Here is a 17089-nt window from a genome sequence, read left to right on the forward strand (position 1 = left end):
GCACCGACAGCGTGACGTGACGGAAGGGGAAGGAGGGGGTAGGGAAAAGGGTGCGTGCCGAACGGGCGGCGATCGCCGCATACCATCGACGGGAGACCTCCCGTCCGGCAGGCGCGGGAAACGCAGCGAACGAGGGGACACCGGTGGATGTAAGCGGCGGGCGCGGGCAGCCGCGGCCGGGCAACGACGAGTCGGCCGACCACACGGGGCACGAGGCCCCGGCGACCGACGACGCCCTCCCCGACCCCGGCGATCGCCCCGCACCCCCCGCCGGCGATCGCGCCCACGGACCCTCCTCACCCCCCGCAGCGCCCGGTGACGCCCCGGCGAAGCCCGGCGACGCACGCGAGCCGAGCCCCACCGGCCCCCCCGCGCCCGGCGAGGACCGGGAGGAGACCGGGACCCGGCCCCGGACCCCGCCCGCTGTGACCGGGGCCCGCGAGGAGCGACCGACGGCAGGAGCGGGGCGCCACGACTCGCCGGCCGACAGCCGGTCAGCCGGTGTGCCGGAGCCCGGTGACCGTCACGGCGGCCCCTCCACGCAGAAGCACGCCGACCGGCCGTTCGCCCACTCCGGCGACGGACCAGGAAACGCACCGCAGCGGCCCGAGGAGCGGCGGCGGGGCGGACTGCTCATGGGGCGGCCCTTCGGAGTGCCCGTCTACGTGGCCCCCAGCTGGTTCCTCGTCGCCATCCTCATCACCTGGGTCTTCGGCGGACAGATCGACCGCGTCCTCCCCGAGCTGGGGGCCGCCAGCTATCTGGTCTCCCTGTTCTTCGCCGTCGCCTTCTACGCCTCCGTACTCGTCCACGAGCTCGCCCACACCCTCGCCGCCCTCCGCTTCAAACTGCCGGTGCGCCGCATCCAGCTCCAGTTCTTCGGCGGCGTCTCCGAGATCGAGAAGGAGGCCGAGACACCCGGCCGGGAGTTCGTGCTGGCCTTCGTCGGCCCGCTGCTCTCCCTCGTGCTGTCGGGCGTCTTCTACCTCGCCCTGCTGGCCGTGGACCCGAGCAGTGTCCCCGGCGTCCTGCTGGCCGGCCTGATGATCTCCAACCTCATCGTCGCCGTCTTCAACCTCCTGCCCGGCCTCCCGCTGGACGGCGGCCGGATGCTGCGGGCCGTCGTCTGGGCGATCACCGGCAAACCCATGACCGGCACCGTCGCCGCCGCCTGGGTCGGCCGCGCCCTCGCCGTCTCCGTCCTGATCGGCCTTCCGCTGCTCACCCAGTCGGGGGTGCTCGGCTCCGACGCCGTCGACAACGTCGGCATGGACACCGTGCTGGACGCCCTGCTCGCCGCCATCCTCGCCGCGATCATCTGGACCGGCGCCGGCAACAGCCTGCGCATGGCCCGCCTGCGCGAACACCTCCCCGAGCTGCGCGCCCGCAACCTCACGCGCCGCGCGGTGCCGGTCGAGAGCGACACCCCCCTCTCCGAGGCCCTGCGCCGCGCCAACGCCGCCGGCGCCCGCGCCCTGGTCGTCGTCGACCCCGACGGCGTGCCCGTCTCACTGGTCCGCGAGGCCGCCATCGTGGGCGTACCGGAACACCGCCGCCCCTGGGTGGCGGTCAGCGGACTCGCCCAGGACCTCACCGACGGCATGCGCGTCTCGGCCGAGCTCGCCGGGGAGGACCTCCTGGACGCCCTGCGCGCGGCACCGGCCTCCGAGTACCTGGTGGTGGAGGAGACGGGCGAGATCTACGGCGTCCTGTCCGCGGCCGACGTGGAGCGCGCCTTCGTCAAGGCGATGGCCCGGCCCAGCTGAACCGGCGGGGGCGACCGGCCACGCAGGGCGCACACCCGGCCTCACCGTCCGCCGCCTCCGGCCGGTCCGAGACGAGCGCCGGGAACCGGTAGGGTGGTCACATGTCCGAACCGACCGGTGCCGCCCGCAGGCGCGGGCCCTTCAAGGTCGGGGACCAGGTTCAGCTGACCGACCCCAAGGGCCGCCACTACACGTTCACGCTCGAGGCCGGGAAGAACTTCCACACCCACAAGGGTTCTTTCCCCCACGACGAACTGATCGGTGCTCCCGAGGGCAGCGTCGTCCGCACCACCGGGAACGTCGCCTACCTCGCGCTGCGCCCCCTGCTCCCCGACTACGTCCTGTCCATGCCCCGCGGGGCTGCTGTCGTCTACCCGAAGGACGCGGGGCAGATCCTCGCCTTCGCCGACATCTTCCCCGGCGCGCGCGTCGTCGAAGCCGGCGTGGGCTCCGGCTCGCTCAGCAGCTTCCTGCTGCGCGCCATCGGCGACCAGGGCATGCTGCACTCCTACGAGCGCCGCGAGGACTTCGCCGACATCGCCCGGCAGAACGTCGAGCGCTACTTCGGCGGCCCGCACCCCGCCTGGCAGCTCACCGTGGGCGACCTCCAGGACAATCTGTCCGACGCCGACGTCGACCGCGTCATCCTCGACATGCTCGCCCCCTGGGAGTGCCTGGAGGCCGTCTCCAAGGCGCTCGTGCCCGGCGGCATCCTGTGCTGCTACGTCGCCACCACCACCCAGCTCGCCCGGACCGTGGAGTCCATCCGCGAGATCGGCTGCTTCAACGAGCCGACCGCCTGGGAGACGATGATCCGCAACTGGCACATCGAGGGCCTCGCCGTCCGCCCGGACCACCGGATGATCGGCCACACCGGTTTCCTGCTCACCGCCCGCCGCCTCGCCGACGGTGTCGAGCCGCCCATGCGCCGCCGCCGCCCCGCCAAGGGTGCCTACGGCGAGGACTACGCCGGCCCCAACGCCGACGGAGGCACCGCACGCTGACCCGGCTCGCCGGTCCGCAACACACGGGCGCCGTGGCGCAGTTCCCGCAAGCATCCGGGAACTGCGCCACGGCGCTCTCGCGTTGACAGGGTGACACCACGGCGAGGGGGCGACCCGCTCCGGTTCCCCCGTACCGGCACCGCACACACCCCGCCGTTCCCTCCGTCCTGTGACGTGTGGCACGATGCTGGCCACCCCACCGGCACAGCCCTCACAGGAGACACTCCTCGTGCAGTCTTCCGCCGTCCCGGAGCTCGCCCACACGCACGCCCGCCCGATCCACTGGGTCGCCACCGCCACGGCCCTCGCCGGAGTGGTGGCCCTGTCCTCGGTCCTGGGCCCCGACGCCGCCACCGCGGCCCCGACACCCGGGCCGCAGACCAAGGGCGCCACGGCGCAGACCGCCCCGCCCGACCCGGCCGACGTCGAGTTCCCCCTCGAGTGCGGGCCGGTGCAGCCGGTGGTCAGGAAGAAGGCGTCCGGCGACCTCGACGGCGACGGACACCCGGAGACCGTGGCCGTGGTGCGCTGTGACGCCCCGATGGGCACCCCGCCCGACGGCGTCTACGTCGTCACCCGGGCCGCCGGCGCCGAACCGCGCGTGGTCGCCACCCTCGTCGACCCCGGGGACCGCACCAGCGTCGACGACTTCGCCGTACGGGACGGCGAGGTCCGTGCCGCGCTGCTCGGCTACTCGTCCGCCGACGTGCCCAGTTGCTGCCCGGATGTGCGCGAGAGCGTGAAGTGGCGGTGGGAGGACGGCACGTTCGTACGGTCCGCTCCTGCCACCGCCAAGAGCGTGTGACCCGCGCGCGGGCGTGCGGTGCGGCGCGCACGCCGGAGTGAGGAGGCCGCTGTCAGAGGGCCGGTGTGCGGACACCGGTACGAGGACGGCGTGAGGAACCAGGCAGCCATGACGGGCCGTGCCGCGGCCGTCACCCGGCGTCCGGCCCGTACACCTCGGTCCTGTCCGAAACCCGCCGCACGTGGATGCACTCGCCCGGACACTCCTTCGCGGAGTCGATCACATCGGTGAGAAGCGGCAGCGGAACGGGCGTTGTCGCGCCCTTGTCCTGCAGCAGCTCGTCCTGCGGACTCTTCACGTAGGCCAGGCCGTCGATGTCCAGCTCGAACACCTCGGGCGCGTACTGGGCGCAGATGCCGTCGCCGGTACACAGGTCCTGGTCGATCCAGACCTCCAGGGCCTCCCCGACGACTCCGGCCTCCTGCTGCACGCTCATCTCTCCTGCCGTTTCCAGCGTCGAACCGAACGGGAATCCGGCCAGCTCTGACGGGTGTTGAACACTTCGACCCTACCTTCGCCTGGGTTCCAATCATCTTCGGTGGGTATTCCCCTGGCGTGAGGGAGAGCGCAAGGGTGAAGATCGGACACACCCCGACCGTCTTTGTGATCTAGGGGTTTCAATCGACACCCGCCCAGGTAGGGTCTGGAAGCGTCCAGCTCCCCTTGGAGGAGGTGAGGACCGTGGCAGCCCACGACGACGACATGAACCGCGGCATCCGCCCGGGACGCGGGTCCGACGACCCGGCCGGGCAGATCGCCTACCTTGAGCAGGAGATCGCCGTCCTGCGACGTAAGCTCGCCGACTCTCCGCGACACACGAGGATTCTCGAAGAGCGGATCGTCGAGCTGCAGACCAACCTGGCCGGCGTGTCCGCCCAGAACGAACGACTCGCGGGCACGCTCCGTGAGGCCCGCGACCAGATCGTGGCCCTCAAGGAGGAGGTCGACCGGCTCGCACAGCCCCCGGCCGGATTCGGCGTGTTCCTCACGGCGAACGAGGACGGCACGGCCGACATCTTCACCGGCGGCCGCAAGCTGCGGGTGAACGTCAGCCCCAGCGTCGAGCTCGAGGAGCTCCGGCGCGGCCAGGAAGTGATGCTCAACGAAGCGCTCAACGTGGTCGAGGCCATGACCTACGAGCGCGTCGGCGACATCGTCACCCTCAAGGAGATCCTCGAGGACGGCGAGCGGGCCCTGGTGGTCGGGCACACCGACGAGGAGCGGGTGGTGCGGCTCGCCGAGCCGCTGCTGGACGTCACCATCCGCCCCGGCGACGCCCTGCTCCTGGAGCCCCGCTCGGGTTACGTCTACGAGGTCGTTCCCAAGAGCGAGGTCGAGGAACTCGTCCTCGAGGAAGTCCCCGACATCGGCTACGAGCAGATCGGCGGCCTCGGAGGCCAGATCGAGGCCATCCGCGACGCGGTCGAGCTGCCGTACCTCTACCCCGACCTGTTCAAGGAGCACGAGCTGCGGCCGCCCAAGGGCGTGCTGCTGTACGGACCCCCCGGATGCGGCAAGACGCTCATCGCCAAGGCCGTCGCCAACTCGCTGGCCAAGAAGGTCGCCGAGGTCACCGGTCAGGCCGCCGGCAAGAGCTTCTTCCTCAACATCAAGGGCCCCGAGCTGCTGAACAAGTACGTCGGTGAGACCGAGCGGCAGATCCGCCTGGTCTTCCAGCGGGCCCGTGAGAAGGCCAGCGAGGGCACCCCCGTCATCGTCTTCTTCGACGAGATGGAGTCCCTCTTCCGCACCCGCGGCTCCGGTGTCAGCTCGGACGTGGAGAACACCATCGTCCCGCAGCTGCTCGCCGAGATCGACGGTGTGGAGGGCCTGCAGAACGTGGTCGTGATCGGCGCCTCCAACCGCGAGGACATGATCGACCCCGCCATCCTGCGGCCCGGCCGGCTGGACGTGAAGATCAAGATCGAGCGGCCGGACGCCGAGGCGGCCAAGGACATCTTCGGCAAGTACCTCACGGAACGCCTCCCGCTGCACGGTGACGACCTCACCGAGCACGGCGGCGACAAGTCCATGACGGTCCAGAGCATGATCCAGACCGCCGTGGAACACATGTACACCGAATCCGAGGAAAACCGCTTCCTGGAAGTCACCTACGCCAACGGCGACAAGGAAGTCCTCTACTTCAAGGACTTCAATTCAGGCGCCATGATCGAGAACATCGTCGGCCGCGCCAAGAAGATGGCGATCAAGGACTTCCTGGAAAAGAACCAGAAGGGCCTCCGCGTCTCCCACCTGCTCCAGGCGTGCGTGGACGAGTTCAAGGAGAACGAGGACCTGCCCAACACCACCAACCCGGACGACTGGGCCCGCATCTCCGGAAAGAAGGGCGAACGGATCGTGTACATCCGTACGCTCATCACCGGAAAGCAGGGCGCGGACACCGGACGCTCCATCGACACCGTGGCGAACACAGGCCAGTACCTGTAAAAGCCAGGGCGGCTGCGGGTGCCCTCTGCGGGTACCCGCAGCCGACTGTTTTTTCGGGCCACTCCGGAGCACAGCAATTGACGCAAATGATCTCCCCACCAGGGCGAAGGCGTTCTAGGCTCGTCCGTACCGCCGAGTCGCGCAGTGCGGGGACGGGCACCGCACACGCACCGGAGCGCCAGCGGTACAGCAGCGCCCCCGACCGGGGACGCCGCCGGGCAAGGAGGGCCGCATGACCGTACGGCGAGTAATGGGCATCGAGACGGAGTACGGGATCTCCGTGCCCGGTCACCCCAACGCCAATGCCATGCTCACCTCGTCCCAGATCGTGAACGCCTACGCGGCGGCGATGCACCGGGCCCGCCGGGCCCGCTGGGACTTCGAGGAGGAGAACCCGCTGCGGGACGCGCGAGGCTTCGACCTCGCCCGTGAGGTCGCCGACTCCAGCCAGCTCACCGACGAGGACATCGGCCTGGCCAACGTCATCCTCACCAACGGCGCGCGGCTCTACGTGGACCACGCCCATCCGGAGTACAGCGCCCCCGAGGTCACCAACCCGCGTGACGCGGTGCTCTGGGACAAGGCCGGCGAGCGGATCATGGCCGAGGCGGCCGAGCGGGCCGCGCAGCTCCCCGGTGCCCAGCCGATCCACCTCTACAAGAACAACACCGACAACAAGGGCGCCTCCTACGGGACGCACGAGAACTACCTGATGAAGCGGGAGACCCCGTTCTCGGACATCGTGCGCCACCTGACGCCGTTCTTCGTCTCGCGGCAGGTCTTCACCGGCGCCGGCCGTGTCGGCATCGGCCAGGACGGACACGAGCACGGCTTCCAGCTCAGTCAGCGTGCCGACTACTTCGAGGTCGAGGTGGGCCTCGAGACCACGCTGAAGCGCCCGATCATCAACACCCGGGACGAGCCGCACGCCGACGCGGAGAAGTACCGGCGCCTGCACGTGATCATCGGCGACGCGAACCTGTCGGAGATCTCGACGTATCTGAAACTGGGAACCACGGCGCTGGTCCTGTCGATGATCGAGGACGGGTTCATCGCGGTGGACCTGGCCGTGGACCAGCCGGTGCGAACCCTTCACCAGGTGTCGCACGACCCGTCGCTGAAGCGGCTCGTCACCCTGCGCAGCGGGCGGACGCTGACCGCCGTGCAGCTTCAGATGGAGTACTTCGAGCTCGCCCGCAAGTACGTCGAGGAGCGGTTCGGGGCGGACGCCGACGAGCAGACCAGGGACGTCCTGGTGCGCTGGGAGGACACCCTCACCCGGCTGGAGAACGATCCGATGAGCCTGGCCGGCGAGCTGGACTGGGTCGCCAAGCGGGAACTCATGGAGGGGTACCGGCGCAGGGACGGACTGGACTGGGACGCCGCCCGGCTCCACCTGGTGGACCTCCAGTACGCCGACGTCCGCCCCGACAAGGGCCTCTACAACCGTCTGGTGGCCCGCGGACGGATGAAGCGGCTGCTGGACGAGGGCGAGGTCGAGCGGGCCCGTACGGCCCCTCCGGAGGACACCCGCGCCTACTTCCGCGGGCGGTGCCTGGAGCAGTACGCGGACGACGTCGCGGCGGCCTCCTGGGATTCGGTGATCTTCGACCTGCCGGGCCGGGACTCGCTCCAGCGGGTGCCAACCCTGGAACCGCTTCGCGGAACGCGTAATCACGTCAAGGAGCTCCTGGACCGCTGCCGCACGGCGGAAGACCTGGTCAGGGTCTTGTCGGGCCGCTGAGCGGGTAGCGAGGCAACCGGGGAGATCCGGCCGGACAGGGTGGAACACGCCCGGTCCGGGAATCATCGAGGTGGTCCCCGTACGTTGGAGCAACTGCGGGGGCATTGTCGGACCCGGCTTGTAGGGTCTGATCTTGACCGAGCAAGTGTGTCGGGCGAACCGAGCGGGGTGAGGGTGATGGCGACCAAGGACACCGGCGGCGGACAGCAGAAGGCCACCCGGTCCACGGAGGAGGTCGAGGAGCAGGCGGCGGAGACGCAGGCTTCCGAGGACCTCAAGGAGCGTCAGGAAAAGCTGAGCGAGGACGTGGACGACGTCCTCGACGAGATCGACGACGTGCTCGAGGCCAACGCCGAGGACTTCGTGAGGTCCTTCGTCCAGAAGGGCGGGGAGTGATCTCCCCTTGATCTCGACGTGAGATCGGGAGAGATCCGGGCTTCCCGGAGTCGGGTGTGAGGCGCTGATCGCGTCGTCGTCGGCCGGCAGCCCGCCCCGGGCGGCCGGCCGCGAGCGGCGAGGCGGCGCCCGGGGACGACCGGGCGTACTGCCGGGAGTGCTCCCACGAGCGCTCCCGGCAGCGTCGGGAGGCCGAGGGGGTGGGAGCGGCGCCATGTCCGCAAGGCATCTGCCGAACATGCCCTGTTGCCCCCGCCGAGCAGGTGGATCACCGCCACCGGACGGGTAGGGTCCGTGGCGTACTGTGCTTCAGCCGCCCAGGCGGCGCTGGGGCAGTTCAGCAGTTCAAGGATCGGCCCGATGCCATCAGGCGGGCTGCCGCATACGTGGAAGGAATCGCGTGGAAGCCAACACTCGTAGCACCGGGCGTCTACCGGCTGCCTTCCTGACGCCAGGCTCTTCCTCCTTCATGGACTTCCTCTCCGAGCACCAGCCGGAGCTGCTGCCGGGCAAGAGGTCGTTGCCGCCCGTGAAGGGCGTGATCGAGGCCCCGCACGGCACGACGATCGTCGCCGCCACGTTCCCCGGCGGGGTCGTGCTCGCCGGTGACCGGCGGGCCACCATGGGGAACGTCATCGCGCAGCGGGACATCGAGAAGGTGTTCCCCGCCGATGAGTACTCGGCGGTCGGCATCGCCGGCACGGCGGGCCTGGCCGTGGAGATGGTGAAGCTGTTCCAGCTGGAGCTGGAGCACTTCGAGAAGGTCGAGGGCGCGCAGCTGTCGCTGGAGGGCAAGGCGAACCGGCTGTCGACGATGATCCGCTCGAACCTGGGCATGGCCATGCAGGGACTCGCCGTGGTCCCGCTGTTCGCGGGATATGACGTGGACCGGGAGAAGGGGCGGATCTTCTCCTACGACGTCACGGGCGGGCGTTCCGAGGAGCAGGGGTACGCCGCCACCGGATCCGGGTCGGTGTTCGCGCGCGGCGCGATGAAGAAGCTGTTCCGGGGCGACCTCAGTGAGGCCGAGGCCACCACACTGGTGGTACAGGCCCTGTACGACGCGGCAGACGACGACTCGGCGACCGGTGGTCCCGATGTCGCCCGCCGGATCTATCCGATCATCACCGTGATCACCGAGGACGGCTTCCGCCGGCTCACGGAGGACGAGGCGTCCGACGTCGCCCGGTCCGTGCTGGAGCGCCGGCTGCAGCAGCCGGACGGGCCGCGGGCCTCGCTGCTGTAGGCGCGGGCGGGTTGTTCGGTTGTTTGGTGGTCCAGTGACTTCGACAGAAAGGGACGGATAACCGGTGTCGACGCCGTTCTATGTCTCACCCCAGCAGGCGATGGCCGACCGGGCGGAGTACGCCCGCAAAGGCATCGCCCGTGGTCGCAGCCTTGTGGTGCTGCAGTACGCCGACGGGATCGTGTTCGTCGGTGAGAACCCGTCCCGTGCGCTGCACAAGTTCAGCGAGATCTACGACCGGATCGGGTTCGCCGCGGCCGGTAAGTACAACGAGTACGAGAACCTGCGGATCGGGGGCGTGCGGTACGCCGACCTGCGGGGTTACACCTACGACCGGGACGACGTGACGGCCCGGGGCCTGGCGAACGTGTACGCGCAGACGCTGGGGACGATCTTCTCGAGCGTGGGGGAGAAGCCGTACGAGGTGGAGCTGGTGGTGGCCGAGGTCGGGGAGACCCCGGAGCAGGACCAGATCTACCGGCTCCCGCACGACGGTTCCATCGTCGACGAGCACGGCTCGGTGGCGGTCGGCGGCAACGCGGAGCAGATCAGCGGGTACCTGGACCAGCGCCACCGGGACGGGATGACGCTGGCCGAGGCGCTGAAGCTGGCGGTGCAGTCGCTCTCGCGGGACACCAACGGCAGCGAGCGGGAGATCCCGGCGGAGCGGCTCGAGGTGGCGGTGCTGGACCGTACGCGGCCGCAGAAGCGCAAGTTCAAGCGGATCGGCGGCCGGCAGCTCGCGCGTCTGCTGGAGGCGGGCGGCGCGGAGACGGCGGCGGAGGCGGAAGCGCAGGCCGAGGCCGGGGAGACCGATTCCGGCGGCGACGTGGAGTAGCCCGTCCCGGGTACCGGGTCGTCCGTCCGCGGACGCCTGCGGTTGGCCGCGGTGCGGTGGGTGGTCTGCGTGCGGGTTGCCTGCGGCGTGGCGGGGTGCGGGTGAGGTGCCGTGTGCGGCGTGGTGGGTGGACGCCTGCGGCGCCGCTGTCCCTGCGGTGGGGGCTCGGGCAGCGCCTGCGGTGGGTGGGTGGTGCGGGGCCGTCTCGGGGGTGTCCGCTCTCCGCCCTTCGCGGGCTGTCGTGCCCCCGCCTCCGCCCTAACGCGGGCAGTCGTGCCGCTGGGGCGGCACGGGTGGGCGCGACGGCGCCTCGGCCGCGCCGGGCCGCGCGAACACCGCCCGGGCCGCAGCCACGCCGGGCACCCGCCGAGTGGGACCGGCTGCACAGTCACCCCCGGCCCGCACCGGAGCAGTCCGGGCTGCACAGCCCACCTATACCGGCACGCCCCGTACCGGTGCCGTGGAGCCGCGTACCACCAGTTCGACGGGGATGTCGTCGGCCAAGGGGGCGCGGCCCTCCAGGACCGCCAGCAGCGCCCCCATCCCCCGCTCCCCGAACAGCTCCGCGTCCAGCCGGACGGTCGTCAGCTCCGGGTCGATCGCCGTCGCCACCGCCAGATCGTCCAGCCCCGTGACCGACAGGTCCTCGGGGACCCGCACCCCCGTCCGTCGCGCCGCCTTGTACACCCCCGCCGCCAGCTGGTCGTCGTCGCAGACCACCGCGGTCGGCCGGTCGCCGGAGGCCAGCGCGGCCTGCGCCACGGCCTCCGCACCCTTGATCGAGATCGGTGCACGCGCCGTACGCAACGACGTGCCCGGAACCCCCCGCAACCGCGCCGCCAGCTCCCGCGCGCGCACCTCGAAGGTCCACGACGCCACGTCCGCCGCCAGATGCAGGAAGTGGCGGTGGCCCAGACCGAGCAGGTGATCCGTGATCTGGCGGACGCCCCCCGCGATGTCCAGGTTGACCGTGGCCGCGCCCACACTGCCCTCCGGATCGCTGTCCAGCATCACCAGCGGCAGCTGGTCGCCGCGGATCGCCGTCAGGGCCTCCGCGGCCATGGAGGAGGCGATCACGCCGTCCAGGGCCGCCTGGGCGGAGGCGAAGGGGTCACGGGCTGGGCCGATGCCCTCGGGGGAGGGGTACAGGACCACGCCGAAACCGTGCTGGGAGGCGACCCGGGCGGCCCCGGTGTAGACGCCCGCGAAGAACTCCGTGGTGAGCGCGGGCACGACCAGCAGGACCGTACGGGTGCGACCGAGCCGCAGATTGCGGGCGGCCAGGTTCGGGCGGTAGCCCAGCGTGCGCGCGGCCTCGCGGACGCGCTCCGCCGTCGCTTCCGCGACCCGGCCGCGCCACTTGTCGCCGAGGACCAGGGAGACCGCGGCCTGGGAGACGCCGGCGGCCCGCGCGACGTCCCGGCTCGTGGGGCGGGTACCGGCTCGGGGCATGGTCGGGCCGCTCCTTCGTCTGGACTGGTGAACAGCCGACATGGTACGTATGGACACCGAGGTTATACGTAAAACGTCGAGTGGGAGGGGCCGCATGGCCACGGGATACCTGGAGCTGCTCCGGGCACGGCACGCCGCCCGGCTGCTCGTCGGCACGCTCGTGGGGCGGCTTCCGAACGCCACCGCCCCCGTCGCGATCGTGCTGTTCGTGCGCGCGGAGGGCGGCACGTACAGCATGGCCGGTGCCCTCGCGGCGGTGTACGGCGTCGCCAACGCCGTCGGGCAGCCGGTGCTGGGGAGGCTGGTGGACCTGCGGGGACAGCCGCGGGTGCAGCTGCCCGCCGCCGTGCTCTCGGCGCTCGCGATGGCCCAGTTCGCCTTCGCGGGGATCGGGCAGCCGGCCCTGGCCTACCTCTCGGTCGCCGCTGCGGGACTCTTCACGCCGCCCCTGGAGGGCGGGCTTCGGGCGCTGTGGTCCTCCGTGCTGCCCAAGGAGGACCACGTCCACCGGGCGTACGCGATGGACGCCGTGGCCCAGGAGGTGATGTTCACCGTCGGACCGCTGCTCGTGACCTTGTGCGCCTCGTTGTGGTCCGCCGGGGCCGCGCTGCTCGTGCTGAACGGCCTCGGTGTGCTGGGCGCCCTCTCCGTCGTCGTGTCACCGCCCTCGCGCGCCTGGCGGTCGGCGCCGCGCGAGGCGCACTGGCTGGGCGCGCTGCGCTCGCCCGGCCTGCTCGCGCTGCTGGGCGCCTTCCTGGCCGTGGGCATGGCGCTCGGGTCCATCACCGTGGCCGCTCTGACGTACGCGGACGAGCACGGCGGCGACCAGGTGTACGGCTGGCTGATGGCGGGGATCGGCCTGGGCGCCCTGATCGGCGGTGTGGTCTACGGCGCGCGGCAGTGGGCGGGTGAGCCCGCGCGGCGGCTGCAGGTGCTCGTGGCCCTGCTGGCGGTGTGTTACCTGCCGCTGACGCTGATGCCGGACGCGGTGGCCATGACGTTGCTCGCCGTGGTCGCCGGGATCTTCCTGGCGCCGGCCATCGCCTGCGCGTTCGTGCTGGTGGACCGGCACGCCCCGCGCGGGACGGTCACGGAGGCCTTCTCCTGGCTGGTGACGACCTTCACGGTCGGCGCGTCGCTCGGAACGGGCCTGACCGGTCCGGTCGTCGAGGCGGGCGGTGCGCTGTGGGGGTTCGTCGTACCGGGTGTCGCGGGCGGCGTGTCGCTGCTGGTTCTGGTGGCCACCGGACGGGTACTGGCAGCTCCCGCCGGGAGAGCGGTGGTTGCGGCCCGTTCGGAAAATGATCCAAATCGTGCTGTCGAACCCCGTTTCAGCTCGGGGGATCGGGCGTAATGTTCCCTCATGGACCGCCGCATTTTCGGGCTGGAGAACGAGTACGGCGTCACGTGCACGTTCAGGGGACAGCGCCGCCTGTCGCCTGACGAGGTGGCGCGGTACCTCTTCCGCCGTGTCGTGTCATGGGGCCGAAGCAGCAACGTCTTTCTGCGGAACGGCGCCCGCCTCTATCTCGACGTGGGGTCACATCCGGAATACGCGACGCCGGAATGTGACAACGTGACCGAGCTGGTCACCCACGACAAGGCCGGCGAGCGCATTCTCGAAGGACTCCTGGTGGACGCCGAACGACGCCTGCACGAGGAAGGAATCGCGGGCGACGTCTACCTTTTCAAGAACAACACCGACTCCGCCGGCAACTCCTACGGCTGCCACGAGAATTACCTGGTGGCCCGGCACGGGGAGTTCTCGCGGCTCGCGGACATCCTCATCCCCTTCCTGGTGACCAGGCAGTTGCTGTGCGGCGCGGGCAAGGTGCTGCAGACGCCGCGCGGCGCCGTGTACTGCGTCAGCCAGCGGGCCGAGCACATCTGGGAGGGCGTCTCCTCGGCGACGACCCGCTCCCGGCCGATCATCAACACGCGCGACGAGCCGCACGCCGACGCCGAGCGCTACCGCCGGCTGCACGTCATCGTGGGCGACTCGAACATGTCCGAGACGACCATGCTGCTCAAGGTCGGCGCCACCGACCTGGTGCTGCGCATGATCGAGGCGGGCACGGTCATGCGTGACCTCACCCTGGAGAACCCGATCCGGGCGATCCGCGAGGTCAGCCACGACATCACCGGGCGCCGGAAGGTGCGCCTGGCCAGTGGCCGGGAGGCCTCCGCGCTGGAGGTGCAGCGCGAGTACTACGAGAAGGCGGTGGACTTCGTCGAGCGCCGCGGCATCCGCACCGGCACCGTGGAGCAGGTGCTGGAGCTGTGGGGCCGGACGCTGGACTCCATCGAGTCCGAGGACCTCGACCGCATCGGCACCGAGATCGACTGGGTCATGAAGTACAAGCTCCTGGAGCGGTACCGGGCCAAGCACAACATGACCATGTCGCACCCGCGGGTCGCGCAGATAGACCTCGCCTACCACGACATCCACCGCCGTCGTGGTCTGTACTACCTGCTGGAGAAGAAGGGACAAGCCGCCCGGATCTGCAACGATTTGAAGATCTTCGAGGGGAAGTCCGTACCGCCGCAGACCACTCGGGCCCGGCTGCGGGGCGACTTCATCCGGCGTGCCCAGGAGCAGCGCCGCGACTTCACCGTCGACTGGGTGCACCTCAAGCTCAACGACCAGGCCCAGCGCACCGTGTTGTGCAAGGACCCGTTCCGTTCGGTGGACGAGCGGGTGGAGAAGCTGATCGCCGGAATGTGAGAGAGGCGTTCCTGGAGGGGATCCCGAAATTCCCGGAACGTCACACGGGCGCCGTACGTTACACCGTGCGGCGCCCTTCTCACGCCGTAGAGTTGCGCGGACGCCATCCACCAAGATCGATGATTACGAGGCCCCCACCGTGCGCCGACGCTCACTCCTCATTGCCGTTCCCGCTGGACTGGCCACCCTCGCCGCGTGCGGCGACGACGAGTCCGACTCGGGCAATGCCGGCGACAGCGCGTCGCCCTCGGCGCCCGAGACGTCCGCGGCGCCGCCGCCGAAGATCGTCGACGGTCCGCTGCCGGCGATCACGGCGGGCGAGAAGTTCGGGGAGAAGCCGACGGTCGCCAAGGGCAGCGGCGACCCCTCCAAGGACCTCGCGGTCAAGACGGTCATCGCGGGCGGTGGCAAGACGATCGCGGAGAACGACTACGTCGTCGCCAACTACCTCGGCCAGGTGTGGAGCACCGCCAAGGTGTTCGACAACTCGTACGACCGGGGGACCCCGCTGGCCATCCAGCTCGCGCAGGGCACCATCATCGACGGCTGGCGGTACGCGCTCACCGGCAAGAAGACCGGCAGCCGCGTCCAGATGGCCGTCCCGCCCACCTGGGGCTACGGCGAGCAGGGCAACGCGCAGGCGGGCATCAAGGGCACCGACACGCTGGTGTTCGTGGTCGACGTCCAGGACACGTTCAACGCCAAGAGCTCCGCCAAGGGCAGCGAGGTGGCGCAGGACAACAAGGACCTGCCCAAGGTCGGCACCAACACCGACGGCAAGGCGCCCTCCGTCGACGTGCCCGACACCGACCCGCCGGCCAAGCTCGTCTCCAGCTACGTCCTCGAGGGTGACGGCGAGGAGGTCGGCGCCGACAGCAGCGTCCTCGTGCAGTACAAGGGCGTCCTGTGGGACGGCGGCGAGGAGTTCGACTCCACGTACGCCCGGGGGCAGCTGACGTCGTTCTCGCTCCAGCAGGTCGTCAAGGGCTGGGCGCAGGGCCTCGCCGGCAAGAAGGTCGGCAGCCGGGTCCTCATCGTCATCCCGCCGGAGCTGGGCTACGGCGACAACCCGCCGCAGGGCAGCCCCATCAAGAAGGACTCCACGCTGGTCTTCTCGGTCGACCTCCTCGCGAAGCTCTGACGCCCCGGGGATGTAAGACTGTGCGTGTTCGCCTTTCCGCAGACAAGCAGGAGCGTTAGACGTGAGCATCGACAAGCCCGAGATCGACTTCCCGGGCGGCGAGCCCCCGGCGGACCTCGAGATCAAGGACATCTGGGAGGGCGACGGCGAGGTGGCGCAGGCCGGCCAGACCGTCACCGTGCACTACGTCGGCGTGGCCTTCAGCACGGGCGAGGAGTTCGACGCCAGCTGGAACCGCGGCACCCCCTTCCGCTTCCCGCTGGGCGGCGGCCGGGTCATCAAGGGCTGGGACCAGGGCGTGCAGGGCATGAAGGTCGGCGGCCGGCGCCAGCTGACCATCCCCGCCCACCTCGCCTACGGCAACCAGAGCCCCACCCCGGCGATCAAGCCCGGTGAGACCCTGATCTTCGTGGTCGACCTGCTCGGCGTCTGATCCGACCGGAGTCGATCGTGAAGGGCCCATGCCTGTCCGGGCATGGGCCCTCGGCTTTTGCCGCGCCCCCGCGGAGCGGTACGGTCATCGCTCGTAAGCACCAAAGGGAGGCGAAGCGCGTCGATGGCCATTGCCAAGGCCGAGCGGCTGATGAACCTGGCGCTGTGTCTGCTCGGGACGCGGCGGCCGCTCAGCAAGCGTGAGCTGCGCGAGTCCATCGAGGCCTATCTGGAAGCCGGGTCCGACGACTCCTTCAACCGCATGTTCGAGCGCGACAAGGACGACCTGCGCGAACTCGGACTGGTCATCGAGACCGTCGAGAACCTCGACGGCGAGACCGGCTACCTCGCCCGCCGCGACAGCAACCGGCTGCCGCCCATCACCCTCGACGCCGAGGAGGCCGCCGCCCTCGGGCTCGCCGCCAAGGTGTGGCAGCAGGCGCGGCTCGCCGGAGCGGCCAGCGGGGCCCTGCAGAAGCTGCGCGCGGCCGGCCTTCCCGAGGACGTGGACCCCTACGGCGCCCACGGCGCGCTGGAGCCCCGCATTCCCGTGCACGAGGCCGCGTTCGAGCCGCTGATGCTGGCCTGCCGCGACCGCCGGCCGGTCGTCTTCGACTACCGCAAGGCCAACGCCGCCCAGCCCGGGCAGCGGCACGTCGAACCGTGGGCGCTGGAGTGCTGGCGCGGCCACTGGTACCTGGCCGGCTGGGACCGCGACCGGGGTGCCGAGCGGGTCTTCCGGCTCTCCAGGATCACCGGCAAGGTGCGTTCGCGCAGCGGCCGTTTCACCGTCCCGGTCCCGGACGTCGTCACCGTGCGCGAGACCGTGGCGAGCTGGGCCGGGGAGACCGCCGACCGCTCGGCGCGCATCCGACTGCGCTCCGACGCCGGTTACCCCCTTCGGGCGAAGGCCACGACGGTGCGGGAACTCGGCGACGGATGGGACGAGTTGGAGATTCCGTACGGGCACGGGCTGGACGCCTGGCTGGTGGAGTTCGGCCCCGACGTGGTGGTCCTGGAGCCCGCAGAGCTGCGGGCCGATGTGGTGGACCGGCTGCGTGCCGTGGCCAAGGGCTGAGGGGGAGCGGACAA

The 17089-nt window shown here is 70.6% G+C and carries 16 protein-coding genes; 14 read left to right on the plus strand and 2 right to left on the minus strand.

What is annotated here, in order from left to right:
• Positions 1–143: 143 nt before the first annotated feature.
• From ACZ6A9_RS22505 to ACZ6A9_RS22515, 3 genes are all read left to right on the plus strand, one after another.
• Positions 144–1766: a site-2 protease family protein gene (locus ACZ6A9_RS22505; protein WP_468988011.1), complete on the plus strand. Its 1623-nt coding sequence runs from the start codon at positions 144–146 to the stop codon at positions 1764–1766.
• Positions 1767–1867: 101 nt separating this feature from the next.
• Positions 1868–2770, plus strand: coding sequence for a tRNA (adenine-N1)-methyltransferase (locus ACZ6A9_RS22510; RefSeq protein WP_228967665.1), 903 nt, complete (start codon positions 1868–1870; stop codon positions 2768–2770).
• A 229-nt stretch (positions 2771–2999) separates the two neighbouring features.
• Entirely contained in the window at positions 3000–3575 is a 576-nt protein-coding gene (locus tag ACZ6A9_RS22515) for a hypothetical protein (protein ID WP_468988013.1), read from the plus strand.
• A 130-nt stretch (positions 3576–3705) separates the two neighbouring features.
• On the opposite strand, the gene ACZ6A9_RS22520 is transcribed toward ACZ6A9_RS22515, so the two are convergent.
• Positions 3706–4011, minus strand: coding sequence for a ferredoxin (locus ACZ6A9_RS22520; protein ID WP_468988015.1), 306 nt, complete (start codon positions 4009–4011; stop codon positions 3706–3708).
• A 245-nt stretch (positions 4012–4256) separates the two neighbouring features.
• On the opposite strand from ACZ6A9_RS22520, the gene arc reads away from it, so the two are divergent.
• From arc to prcA, 6 genes are all read left to right on the plus strand, one after another.
• Entirely contained in the window at positions 4257–6023 is a 1767-nt protein-coding gene (arc, locus tag ACZ6A9_RS22525; RefSeq protein WP_468988016.1) for a proteasome ATPase, read from the plus strand.
• A gap of 232 nt (positions 6024–6255) precedes the next feature.
• The gene (gene dop / locus ACZ6A9_RS22530; RefSeq protein WP_468988017.1) at positions 6256–7767 is read left to right on the plus strand and encodes a depupylase/deamidase Dop; all 1512 of its coding nucleotides are present in this window, start codon (positions 6256–6258) and stop codon (positions 7765–7767) included.
• Between the two features lie 177 nt (positions 7768–7944).
• Positions 7945–8163 (plus strand): ubiquitin-like protein Pup, encoded by a 219-nt coding sequence (locus ACZ6A9_RS22535; RefSeq protein WP_030867314.1) that lies wholly within the window; start codon positions 7945–7947, stop codon positions 8161–8163.
• Positions 8164–8363: 200 nt separating this feature from the next.
• Complete coding sequence (locus tag ACZ6A9_RS22540) at positions 8364–8612, plus strand: endonuclease domain-containing protein (RefSeq protein WP_468988018.1); 249 nt, start codon at positions 8364–8366, stop codon at positions 8610–8612.
• Complete coding sequence (gene prcB, locus ACZ6A9_RS22545; protein ID WP_468988021.1) at positions 8564–9409, plus strand: proteasome subunit beta; 846 nt, start codon at positions 8564–8566, stop codon at positions 9407–9409. Before ACZ6A9_RS22540 ends, prcB begins: the two co-directional genes overlap by 49 nt.
• Positions 9410–9473: 64 nt before the next feature.
• Positions 9474–10247, plus strand: coding sequence for a proteasome subunit alpha (gene prcA, locus ACZ6A9_RS22550; protein ID WP_468988023.1), 774 nt, complete (start codon positions 9474–9476; stop codon positions 10245–10247).
• A 432-nt stretch (positions 10248–10679) separates the two neighbouring features.
• On the opposite strand, the gene ACZ6A9_RS22555 is transcribed toward prcA, so the two are convergent.
• Positions 10680–11699 carry a LacI family DNA-binding transcriptional regulator gene (locus ACZ6A9_RS22555; RefSeq protein ID WP_468988025.1) on the minus strand — a complete coding sequence of 340 codons (1020 nt, stop codon included), beginning with the start codon at positions 11697–11699 and terminating at the stop codon, positions 10680–10682.
• Between the two features lie 94 nt (positions 11700–11793).
• On the opposite strand from ACZ6A9_RS22555, the gene ACZ6A9_RS22560 reads away from it, so the two are divergent.
• The 5 genes from ACZ6A9_RS22560 to ACZ6A9_RS22580 all read left to right on the plus strand — a co-directional run bounded on the left by ACZ6A9_RS22560 (position 11794) and on the right by ACZ6A9_RS22580 (position 17075).
• Positions 11794–13053 (plus strand): MFS transporter, encoded by a 1260-nt coding sequence (locus ACZ6A9_RS22560; RefSeq protein ID WP_468988027.1) that lies wholly within the window; start codon positions 11794–11796, stop codon positions 13051–13053.
• 9 nt (positions 13054–13062) lie between these two features.
• Positions 13063–14424 (plus strand): Pup--protein ligase, encoded by a 1362-nt coding sequence (pafA, locus tag ACZ6A9_RS22565; protein ID WP_189560433.1) that lies wholly within the window; start codon positions 13063–13065, stop codon positions 14422–14424.
• Positions 14425–14563: 139 nt separating this feature from the next.
• Entirely contained in the window at positions 14564–15565 is a 1002-nt protein-coding gene (locus ACZ6A9_RS22570; RefSeq protein WP_468988028.1) for an FKBP-type peptidyl-prolyl cis-trans isomerase, read from the plus strand.
• Positions 15566–15626: 61 nt separating this feature from the next.
• Entirely contained in the window at positions 15627–15998 is a 372-nt protein-coding gene (locus ACZ6A9_RS22575; RefSeq protein WP_030835713.1) for an FKBP-type peptidyl-prolyl cis-trans isomerase, read from the plus strand.
• Between the two features lie 123 nt (positions 15999–16121).
• Entirely contained in the window at positions 16122–17075 is a 954-nt protein-coding gene (locus ACZ6A9_RS22580) for a helix-turn-helix transcriptional regulator (protein WP_189560431.1), read from the plus strand.
• The last annotated feature ends 14 nt before the right edge of the window (positions 17076–17089 follow it).

This window comes from Streptomyces sp. NPDC041124 (assembly GCF_055592385.1).

Excerpts from the sequence above, each read along its gene's own strand:
- ACZ6A9_RS22520 (WP_468988015.1), bottom strand. The coding sequence starts at position 4,011 with ATGAGCGTGCAGCAGGAGGCCGGAGTCGTCGGGGAGGCCCTGGAGGTC.
- ACZ6A9_RS22580 (WP_189560431.1), top strand. The coding sequence starts at position 16,122 with ATGGCCATTGCCAAGGCCGAGCGGCTGATGAACCTGGCGCTGTGTCTG.
- ACZ6A9_RS22510 (WP_228967665.1), top strand. The coding sequence starts at position 1,868 with ATGTCCGAACCGACCGGTGCCGCCCGCAGGCGCGGGCCCTTCAAGGTC.
- ACZ6A9_RS22555 (WP_468988025.1), bottom strand. The coding sequence starts at position 11,699 with ATGCCCCGAGCCGGTACCCGCCCCACGAGCCGGGACGTCGCGCGGGCC.
- ACZ6A9_RS22535 (WP_030867314.1), top strand. The coding sequence starts at position 7,945 with ATGGCGACCAAGGACACCGGCGGCGGACAGCAGAAGGCCACCCGGTCC.
- pafA (WP_189560433.1), top strand. The coding sequence starts at position 13,063 with ATGGACCGCCGCATTTTCGGGCTGGAGAACGAGTACGGCGTCACGTGC.
- ACZ6A9_RS22560 (WP_468988027.1), top strand. The coding sequence starts at position 11,794 with ATGGCCACGGGATACCTGGAGCTGCTCCGGGCACGGCACGCCGCCCGG.
- dop (WP_468988017.1), top strand. The coding sequence starts at position 6,256 with ATGACCGTACGGCGAGTAATGGGCATCGAGACGGAGTACGGGATCTCC.